General features: G+C 67.9%; 9 protein-coding genes and 1 pseudogene. 4 read left to right on the top strand and 6 right to left on the bottom strand.

What is annotated here, in order from left to right; all coding sequences use genetic code 11:
* Positions 1-110: 110 nt before the first annotated feature.
* Positions 111-1,106, bottom strand: coding sequence for a sensor domain-containing protein (locus ACXJKH_RS09975; protein WP_457319310.1), 996 nt, complete (start codon positions 1,104-1,106; stop codon positions 111-113).
* Positions 1,103-1,468, bottom strand: coding sequence for a PadR family transcriptional regulator (locus ACXJKH_RS09970; protein WP_256776822.1), 366 nt, complete (start codon positions 1,466-1,468; stop codon positions 1,103-1,105). Before ACXJKH_RS09970 ends, ACXJKH_RS09975 begins: the two co-directional genes overlap by 4 nt.
* A 152-nt stretch (positions 1,469-1,620) precedes the next feature.
* Here ACXJKH_RS09970 and ACXJKH_RS09965 point away from each other — a divergent pair, with 152 nt between their 5' ends.
* Positions 1,621-2,520 carry a peptidylprolyl isomerase gene (locus ACXJKH_RS09965; RefSeq protein WP_457319309.1) on the top strand — a complete coding sequence of 300 codons (900 nt, stop codon included), beginning with the start codon at positions 1,621-1,623 and terminating at the stop codon, positions 2,518-2,520.
* Positions 2,521-2,588: 68 nt separating this feature from the next.
* Here the strand turns inward: ACXJKH_RS09965 and ACXJKH_RS09960 are convergent, their stop codons facing one another.
* Positions 2,589-3,470 carry a DMT family transporter gene (locus tag ACXJKH_RS09960; protein ID WP_457319308.1) on the bottom strand — a complete coding sequence of 294 codons (882 nt, stop codon included), beginning with the start codon at positions 3,468-3,470 and terminating at the stop codon, positions 2,589-2,591.
* Between the two features lie 161 nt (positions 3,471-3,631).
* On the opposite strand from ACXJKH_RS09960, the gene ACXJKH_RS09955 reads away from it, so the two are divergent.
* On the top strand, positions 3,632-4,579 hold the full coding sequence (locus tag ACXJKH_RS09955) for a LysR substrate-binding domain-containing protein (protein ID WP_457319307.1): 948 nt from the start codon (positions 3,632-3,634) through the stop codon (positions 4,577-4,579).
* Positions 4,580-4,651: 72 nt separating this feature from the next.
* Positions 4,652-4,945 carry a hypothetical protein gene (locus ACXJKH_RS09950; protein ID WP_256776826.1) on the top strand — a complete coding sequence of 98 codons (294 nt, stop codon included), beginning with the start codon at positions 4,652-4,654 and terminating at the stop codon, positions 4,943-4,945.
* A gap of 39 nt (positions 4,946-4,984) precedes the next feature.
* Here the strand turns inward: ACXJKH_RS09950 and ACXJKH_RS09945 are convergent, their stop codons facing one another.
* Both ACXJKH_RS09945 and ACXJKH_RS09940 read right to left on the bottom strand, forming a co-directional pair.
* On the bottom strand, positions 4,985-5,794 hold the full coding sequence (locus tag ACXJKH_RS09945; RefSeq protein ID WP_457319306.1) for a DUF4349 domain-containing protein: 810 nt from the start codon (positions 5,792-5,794) through the stop codon (positions 4,985-4,987).
* Positions 5,791-6,150, bottom strand: a complete 360-nt coding sequence (locus ACXJKH_RS09940; protein WP_256776828.1) for a GFA family protein — start codon at positions 6,148-6,150, stop codon at positions 5,791-5,793. Before ACXJKH_RS09940 ends, ACXJKH_RS09945 begins: the two co-directional genes overlap by 4 nt.
* 101 nt (positions 6,151-6,251) lie before the next feature.
* On the opposite strand from ACXJKH_RS09940, the gene ACXJKH_RS09935 reads away from it, so the two are divergent.
* Positions 6,252-8,060, top strand: coding sequence for a DUF885 domain-containing protein (locus tag ACXJKH_RS09935; RefSeq protein WP_457319305.1), 1,809 nt, complete (start codon positions 6,252-6,254; stop codon positions 8,058-8,060).
* 435 nt (positions 8,061-8,495) lie between these two features.
* Here the strand turns inward: ACXJKH_RS09935 and ACXJKH_RS09930 are convergent.
* A pseudogene (locus ACXJKH_RS09930) lies at positions 8,496-8,761 on the bottom strand (multidrug ABC transporter ATP-binding protein); the annotation flags it as partial.

Genomic DNA, 8,761 nt, shown 5'->3' with positions numbered 1-8,761 from the left:
ATCCTGCATCGCGAGGAGCCGGCCAGCGGCCGGCACTACCTTGGATCTGCGTCGCGCGGAGCCGGCCAGCGGCCGGCACTACCCTGGATCTGCGTCGCGTCAAGGACGCCTTACAGCCGCACCAGCAGGTGCTTGGCCATCATCCCGTGCAGGTGCCCGATGCCACGCGCCAGGTGCAGGGTGGCAAACAGCAGCAGCACGCCGACCACCGCCAGCAGCGGGGTCACCCAGAGCGGCAGCATCTGGTTGCCGTCGATATGGATCCCCACGTAATCCGGGGAGATCAACGCTGCCACCGGCGCCCAGATGAAGGCCAGCGACACCGACAACAGCGTGGTGGCAAGGGTGAAGTAGACGATGCCCAGCGGCAGCATCAGCATGAAGTACAACAGCGTCAGCCAGGTGCGGCCGTCGGTGAACATGTCGCCGATCCGCTGCAGCCAGGTGCGGCTGCGGTCGGAATAGGTCGGCCGGCGCGGCATGCGCTCGCCGAGCAGGGCTTCCACCAGACGCCCTTCCAGCAGCGACAGGCCGCGCACCGAACCGAAGAACAGCACCGCGATCGGGATACCGATGATCAGCACCATCAGCCCCAGCGACAACGACAGGCCGGTCACCACCCAAGTGAAGAAGAACGTGCCGGTGGCCAGCGACAGCAGCATGTAGAACAGCGCGCCGTAGGTGCGTGCCTCCAGGGCGACACCGAAGAAGCGCGCCAGCACGCCGCGCGGCTTGACCGGCGCCGGTGCCGTCGGCGCTACGCCGCTACCAACGCTGGCCCCCCCCGCACCGCCCACCGTCGCCCGGCGCAACGGCGCCGCACCGGCGCTGGGCGTGCGCAGCGCACGGGTAACGGTGATTTCGGTTTCGCGGTAGATCTCGGCGACCTCTTCCGGCGCGCCGTAGCTGCCGGCGACATCGGCGATCACCTCGGCCTCGCTGCGGCCGGGCTGCGCGGCCAGCTCCGAGCGCAGGTATTCCTCGGCGTCGTAGAGGGCGTCCTGCACCATCGCCGGGTCGGCATCGTGCAGGGCCGCGCGCAACTGCGCCAGGTACTGCGGAATGGTGGCGGGCAGCTGGCTGCCCGTCGTGGTCTGGTCGTTCATTGCAGTACCCCCTCCAACACGGAATCGACGGAATCTCGGGTGGCGCGCCAGGCCTGGGTCCATAGCTCCAGTACCTGGCGACCGCGTTCGTTGATGCGGTAGTAGCGTCGCGGCGGTCCGGCCATCGACGGTTCGACATGGCTTTCCAGCAACCCGGCCCCTTCCAGGTTGCGCAGCACCGGGTACAGCGCGCTCTGCTTGCCGCTCAGCACGCCCTCCCCGACCCGCTCCAGCTCCTTGGCTATCAGGTAGCCGTACAGCGGCTCGCCGGCCTTGGCCAGCACCGCCAGCAGGGCCAGCGAGACGGTGCCGGCGCTGAGCTCTTTCTGGAACTTCTTGAGGTGGGCCTCGTGGTCGCTCATGGGCTTCTCCAGCTAGCGTGGAGTCAACACTAGTGTGAAGTCAGCTATAGCGAATGTGTCGTTAGTCACCGTGCCGGTTGGCAGCCCCGACCGCTGGCGGATCCGTCGGGGCTTCGCGCACAATCCGGGGACACTTCCTGAACGGGTTTGCCATGTCGCCACGTCGTCCTGCCCTGCTCGCCCTCGCCCTGGCCTGCGCGCTGCCCTTGGCCGCCAGCGCAGCCACGCCTTACCGCAGCCCGCAGCAGATCCTGGACGCCTCGCCGGCCAGCGACTGGCGCACGCCGGATCCGACCAACCTGCTGTACATGAATCTGGACAAGGGCCAGGTCATCATCGAACTGGCCCCGGCGTTCGCGCCGCAGCATGTGGCCAATATCCAGACGCTGGCGCACGAGCACTTCTGGGACGGCGAAACCGTGTACCGCGTGCAGGACAATTTCGTGGTGCAGTTCGGCGATATCGATGCCGACGATGCGGCCAAGGCCAAGCCATTGGGCACGGCCAAGCGCAAACTACCGGCCGAGTTCCAGCGCGACAGCGCCGGGCTGGAGGTCAGCGTGCTGCCCGATCGCGATGGCTGGGCCGACCAGACCGGGTTTGTGGACGGTTTCGCGGTGGGCCAGGACCGCAAGGATGGCAAGACCTGGCTGGCGCACTGTTACGGCACGCTGGGCGCGGGCCGCAGCAACGAGGAAGACAGCAGCATTGGCGCGGAGCTGTATGTGGTGACGGGGCAGTCGCCACGGCAGCTGGATCGCAACATCACGGTGGTCGGTCGGGTGCTGCAGGGAATGGAACTGTTGAGCGCGTTGCCGCGCGGGCCGGCGCCGATGGGCTTCTATGCCGATGCGGCGCAGCGCACGCCGATCGCCTCGATCCAGCGGGCAACCGATGTGCCGGCGGCGCAGCGGCCGAAGCTGCAGGTGCTGCGGACCGAGTCGAAGACGTTCGCCGATGTGGTGGAGGCGCGGCGCAACCGGGTGGATGATTTCTACAAGCGGCCGGCAGGGCATATCGATCTTTGCAATATTGCGGTGCCGGTGCGGTAAAGCGAGGTTTGGCCGCGCGCTGTGGCGTAGAGCCACCCCATGGGTGGCTGCACGCGGACCAACCGGGCTTAGCGCTTCTGCGACGCCGCGACGCTGCCGAGGATCAAGGCGCCGGCCACGACCATCGCCCCGGTCACCGGTTCGCCCAGGAACAACCAGGCGAACAACGCGCCGAACATCGGAACGAGGTAGGTGACGGTGGAGGCACGCGCCGGGCCGATGCGGGCGATGAGGCGGTAGAACATCAGGAAGGCCAGGCCGGTGCAGACCACGCCCAGGGCAATCGCGCAGGTCCAGGACAGGGCCGGGATCGGGGCCGTCGGCCAGTGGGTGAGGGCCATCGGCAGCAGGGCGATGGCCGCGCAGCCCAGGGTGGCGCCCGCGGAGGCGGCCGGCGGCAGCCCGGTCATGTGGCGCTTGACCAGGTTCACGCCCAGGCCGTACAGCAAGGCAGCCAGCGCGCCGGCGATCACCGCCGCCCCGATGCTCAGGCCGGAAACTTTGGCCGTGGCCAGCACCACGACGCCGGCGAAGCCGACCAGCAGCGCAATGGCGCGGCGCATGCCGATCTTCTCGCCAAAGAACAGGAATGCGATCAGCGCCGCGAACAGCACGGTCATCGCGTTGCAGATCGCGCCGATAGCCGCCGGGGCACGTTGTGCGGCCCAGGCGAACAGCACGAACGGGATCGCCGAGTTGATCACCCCGATCGGCGCCAGCCACAGCCAGCGCCGGGCCGGGAATTGGGCGCGGGCCTGCCACAGGAACGGCAGCAGCACAACCGCGCCCAGCAGCAGGCGCACTTCGACCAACGCGTACGGGCCGAAGCTGGGGACCGCCACACGCATGAACAGGAACGAGCAGCCCCAGATCGCGCCGAGCACGGTCAACTCCAGCGGGGTGCGCCAGTCGCGCTCGACCGCGGCGCTGGCCATCGGGGCGCCGCTCATCGCAAGCCTCCAGTGAACAGGCAGATGCGTGGCTGGGCGGCGTGCGCGGACGGCAACATGGGGGTGGCTCCGGGGGACAGGGACACAGCATCCGCCTACCGGCAGAGGCCCACAAGCGCGTAGTATCCGGGCAAGCCACAAATCTAGTTTGGGTCTCGACCATGATCCTGCGCCCCGCCCTGCTGCCTGCGCTGGGGGTGTTCGCGGTTGCCGCGCGCCACCAGAATTTCGCCCATGCCGCCGAAGAACTGCACCTCACCGCCAGTGCGGTGAGCCACCATGTGCGCAAGCTTGAAGACGTGCTCGGCACGGTGCTGTTCCAGCGCCACGCGCGCGGGGTGCGCTTGACCGCAGAAGGACGCCAGCTGGCCGATGCGGCCGCCGGAGCGCTGAGCGATCTGAACGCGGTCGCCGGCAACCTGCACCCGCAGGCAGACATCGTGCCGTTGCGGGTCACCACCATCCGCTCGCTGTCCTACTGCTGGCTGGTACCGCGGCTGGCGCGCTTCACCGCCCAGCATCCGCAGGTACGGATCGAACTGCAGACCAGCACCGAGCTGGTGCGCTTCGACGAGAACGGGCCGGAACTGGGCATCCGCTACGGGCTGGGGCAATGGCCGGGACTGCGCGCGCATCATCTGATGGACGACGAACTGCAGCCGGTGGCCTCGCCTGCGCTGGCCGGCGTGGCCGCGCTGCGCGAGCCGGTGCAGATCGCCGCGCTGCCGTTGATCAGCGACATGTCACCGCAGGGCTGGCGCGACTGGTTCCGTGCCGCCGGGGTGCGCGGGCTGGAACTGCCCTCGGTGCACTCCTTCAGCGACAGTACCGATGCAATGCGCGCGGCGGTGTACGGCATCGGGGCGGTGCTGGCGCGCAAGCACATCGCCCAGCCCTACCTGCAGCGCTACGAACTGGTGCGCCTGCCCGGGCCGGCGCTCAAGGCGCGCTATGCCTACTACGTGGTGCATGCCGAACACCGACCGCTCAGCCCGACCGCGCTGGCGTTCATGGACTGGCTCAAGCGCGAGGCGCTGGACGAACGCACGCCGATACCGGCGTTGCCGGACGAACTGCTGGGCCGGCCYGCGCCGTCCCCGCCACGCTAGCGCACGCCATCCTCACCCCGTCTTTTCCACGCGCTGGCTAGGCTGGAGCTCCTTTCCCCCAAGGCGCATTCCATGGCCCTGTTGCGACTCCGAATCACCGGCAGCGAAGACGATACGCGTGCCATCACCGACCTGCTGCAGAGCATTGAAGGTATCGAGCATGTCGAGGAAACCGACGACCTGATGCCGCACATGGACGACGACGACTCCAGCTCGGCCGGCCTGTCCGACGACATCGGCCCGGGCATCCACGAACTGGAAGTGGAAGTGGGCAATGCCCTCGGCGCCCAGCGCGTGCGCGACGCCGTGCAGGAACTGGCGCTCGAACTGGATGTGTTCGTCGAATACGAGCACGACGAAGGCTGATCCGCCGCGGTGSCGGGCAACCCGGCMCCGCGCGGTCGATCAGGCGTTGTTGGCGTTGCGGCGCTTGCGGCGGCGCCACAGCTTCAACCCGATCCAGCCGAACAGCCAGAGCACAAGGGCTACCGGCAGCAGCGCGGACACCGCGCGGATCAGGAAGGCCACGCTGGAAGTGAGGATCGCGCCAGACTCGCGCACGGCCTCGCCGATTTCACTGCGGCTGCGCTGCCCGGCCGGGGTGTGGAACTGCACCGTCACCAGCTGCGTATCGATCCGCCGACGCTGCTGCGCGGCATCCTTGTTGGCCTGCTCGAYGCCCGCCTCGATCTCCGACAGGCGCTGGGTGATCACCAGCAGGTCGGCCATCTTGACGTCCTTGCCGTCCTCATAGGCCAGCAGGCGTTCGTGTTCCTTCTCCAGCCGTGCCTTGGTCAGCGCGGTGTCGGCCACCTGCTGGGCCAGGTCTTCGGCATGGGTGTTGCGCGAGGACACTTCCCCGCCCTGCCCGGCCAGCCCGATGATCGGCTCGACGCCCTTGGGCGCGATCCGCACCCGGATCGAACCGGTCGGGTACTCGCCGCCCTGCTGACCGACCTGCAACACAGCGCAGTCGCCAAAGCGCGCGGACTGGCAGGCATCGGCGATCTGCTTCACGCGCGGACCGATCTGCGCCGCCTCCAGCTGGATGTCGATGTCGTGCTCGTACGCCAGCGCGGCCCCTTCCGGCGAGGCCACCGCGCCCGCCGCACCGGCCCCGGCATCGGCGGCAGCGTGATTCTGGCTGCAGCCGGCCAGGGCCAGCACCAGCGTCCCTGCCAGGGCGCCCGTCAGGCGCCACGTCGTCCTTTTCACTGTTTACCCGCTCCGTCGTATCGATTGATCTTGAGCCCGTCCAGGTCCACCCCGGGCAGGCAACGTACATTCACCGCGACCATCTTCTGTCCGCTGCGCGGGTCCACGCCCTCGCTGAACGGGGCGATCCCGCAGGTGCGGCAATGGTGGTGTTCCAGGTGGTGCTGGTTGAACTGGTAGGTCGCCACGTCGGCCGCATCGGTGCCCAGCCGCAGGGCCTCGCGCGGACCGAACCACAGCAGGCCGCCACGGCGGCGGCACAGCGAACAGTTGCAGTCCAGCACCTCGGTGATAGGGGCGTCGGCATCCACCACGAATGCGATCTGCCCGCAATGACAGCTCCCTTCGTACTGCATGGCGCACCCTCCCGATGAAAGGGCCATGGTAATCCAATGGCACGGGCACGGCCGCGCCGCTGGGCCTATGCTCGGGGATTGACCACAGCACAGGATCGCCGATGCGCCAGCATCTTCTCGCCCTCGCCCTGATCGCCGCCCTCGGCGGCTGCCAGCAGGCCGACGCCCCGCCCGCCGCCACCGGCACGCAGGCCCCGGCCACCGCCGGCGACGCCGCGGTCGATGCCGCGTTCGCCGACCTGTCCAAGCGCGCCCTGGACACCTGGATGCAGCTGTCCCCGATCAGCGCCACCCAGATCGGCGACCACCGCTACGACAGCGAGATCGACGACCTCAGCGCGGCCGGCCAGCAGAAGGTGCTGACCGCCTACAAAGGCCTGGTGGGCGACCTGGACCGGATCGATGTGAGCAAGCTCTCGCGCGAGAACCAGGTGGATGCGGCGATCCTGCGCAACCAGCTGCAGTCGGAAATCTGGAGCGCCGAGGTGCTGCAGTCGTCCAAGTGGGACCCGCAGATCTACAACGGCATGGCCGGCAGCGCGCTGTACGGGCTGATGGCGCGTGAGTTCGCCCCGCTGCCCGACCGCCTGAAGTCGGCCACCGCGCGCATGGAGAAGCTGCCGCAGATCTTCGCCCAGGCCCGCGAAAACCTGGACCCGGCCCGCGTGCCGAAGATTCATGCCGAGACGGTGGCCAAGCAGAACCGCGGCATCCTCAGCATCGTCGATACGTTCATCACCCCGCACATCGGCGAGCTGCCGGCCGAAGACGGCAAGCGTCTGCAGGCCGCCATCGATGGCCTGAAGAAGGCCGTCGAAGAACAGCAGACTTGGCTGGACAAGACCCTGGTGCCCAACGCCAAGGGCGACTTCCGCATCGGCGCGGAGCTGTACGACCAGAAGCTGAAGTTCGCGCTGAGCTCGTCGCTGTCGCGTGCGGAGATCGGCGAACGCGCGCGTGCCGAACTCAAGCGCGTGCGCCAGGACATGTACGGCATCGCGCAGATGGTGCTGAAGGACAAGCCGGGCGCGCCGGCACTGCCGGCCAACCCGAGCGACGACCAGCAGCAGGCGGCGATCGAGGCGGCGCTGGAGCTGGCCTACGCCGACAAGCCGGCGCGCGACAAGGTGGTGGACGATGCGAAGGCGGCGCTGGCGCAGTCGACCGAATTCGTACGCAAGCATGACCTGATGACGCTGCCCGATTCGCCGGTGGACATCATCCTGATGCCCGAGTTCCAGCGTGGCGTGGCGGTGGCCTATTGCGATTCGCCCGGTCCGCTGGACAAGAACCTGAAGACGTTCTACGCGGTGTCGCCGATTCCGGATGATTGGAGCGACAAGCAGGTCGATTCGTTCCTGCGCGAATACAACAGCCGGATGATCCACCTGCTGAGCATCCACGAGGGCACGCCGGGGCATTATCTGGAGGGCTGGCATTCGGGCAAGTTCCCCTCGACGCTGCGCGCGGTGCTGCGTTCGGGGCTGTTCGCCGAGGGCTGGGCGGTCTACACCGAGCGGATGATGCAGGAGCAGGGTTACCTGGACAACGATCCGCTGTTCCATCTGGTGCAGTTGAAGTTCTACCTGCGCACCATTTCCAACGCGATCCTGGACCAGGGCGTGCACGTGGACAACTGGTCGCGCGAGCAGGCGATGCATCTGATGACGCACGATGCGTTCCAGCAGGAAAGCGAGGCGTCGGGCAAGTGGGTGCGTGCGCAGTTGACGTCGGCGCAGTTGCCGACCTACTTCGTGGGTGCGCAGGAGCACTTCGATACGCGCAAGGCGATGCAGGACAAGCTGGGCGCGAAGTTCAACCTGAAGGCCTACCACGACCAGATGCTGTCCTACGGCGCACCGCCGGTACGTTTCGCGCGCCAGCTGATGCTGGACCAGCCGATCGAGTAAGCACTGCCTCGTTCCTCGTCAGACAGGCAAACGGCCCGGGGTGACCCGGGCCGTTTTTTTTGGTCCTTCTCTCATCTGATTGGGGGTGTTTTGTTGCAAGACCCGCCGCCAAATGAGTAGGACGCGACGCGGGTGGCCGGGTGCGCAGGCGCCGTTTGGATCTGGTCCTGTCTTTGATCGGGGCTGTCGCGCGCGTTAGGGCCCCGTAGCAGCCGGTAGGCCCCTGGTGCAAATGTCCCCCCGGCCGCTACGGGGCTCGGCTCGCGTTACAAGCCAGGAGCGAGGCTTCCCTGACTTTCGGCGGTGGGTCGGGCGCTGGGCGCCCATGCCCTTGGAGGCGAAATAAAGGGGGAGGTGTCGGCAACAGGCCGACGCCGGAGGACATTCGCCGGAAAGGGCATGGGCGCCCAGCGCCTGGCCCACCGCCCCCCGGCCCTACGCGTCGGCCGCCACGAATCCACCGGTCTGCCGCGCCCACAAGCGCGCATACAGACCACCGGCGGCCACCAGTTCGGCGTGTGTACCGGTCTCCACGATCCGGCCCTGGTCCATCACCACCAACCGGTCCATGCGCGCGATGGTCGACAAGCGGTGCGCGATCGCGATCACCGTCTTGCCGGCCATCAATTCGTCCAGGTTGTCCTGGATGGCCGCTTCCACTTCCGAATCCAGCGCCGAGGTCGCCTCGTCCAGCACCAGGA

The organism is Stenotrophomonas sp. P5_B8 (genome assembly GCF_054049855.1).
The sequence above is the reverse complement of the archived record's forward strand: the minus strand, read 5'-3'. Positions and strand labels throughout refer to the sequence as shown.

What these genes read in the sequence shown, in the direction of transcription:
- ACXJKH_RS09975 (WP_457319310.1), bottom strand. Translation starts at nt 1,106, where the DNA reads ATGAACGACCAGACCACGACGGGCAGCCAGCTGCCCGCCACCATTCCG.
- ACXJKH_RS09935 (WP_457319305.1), top strand. Translation starts at nt 6,252, where the DNA reads ATGCGCCAGCATCTTCTCGCCCTCGCCCTGATCGCCGCCCTCGGCGGC.
- ACXJKH_RS09950 (WP_256776826.1), top strand. Translation starts at nt 4,652, where the DNA reads ATGGCCCTGTTGCGACTCCGAATCACCGGCAGCGAAGACGATACGCGT.
- ACXJKH_RS09970 (WP_256776822.1), bottom strand. Translation starts at nt 1,468, where the DNA reads ATGAGCGACCACGAGGCCCACCTCAAGAAGTTCCAGAAAGAGCTCAGC.
- ACXJKH_RS09960 (WP_457319308.1), bottom strand. Translation starts at nt 3,470, where the DNA reads ATGAGCGGCGCCCCGATGGCCAGCGCCGCGGTCGAGCGCGACTGGCGC.
- ACXJKH_RS09965 (WP_457319309.1), top strand. Translation starts at nt 1,621, where the DNA reads ATGTCGCCACGTCGTCCTGCCCTGCTCGCCCTCGCCCTGGCCTGCGCG.
- ACXJKH_RS09940 (WP_256776828.1), bottom strand. Translation starts at nt 6,150, where the DNA reads ATGCAGTACGAAGGGAGCTGTCATTGCGGGCAGATCGCATTCGTGGTG.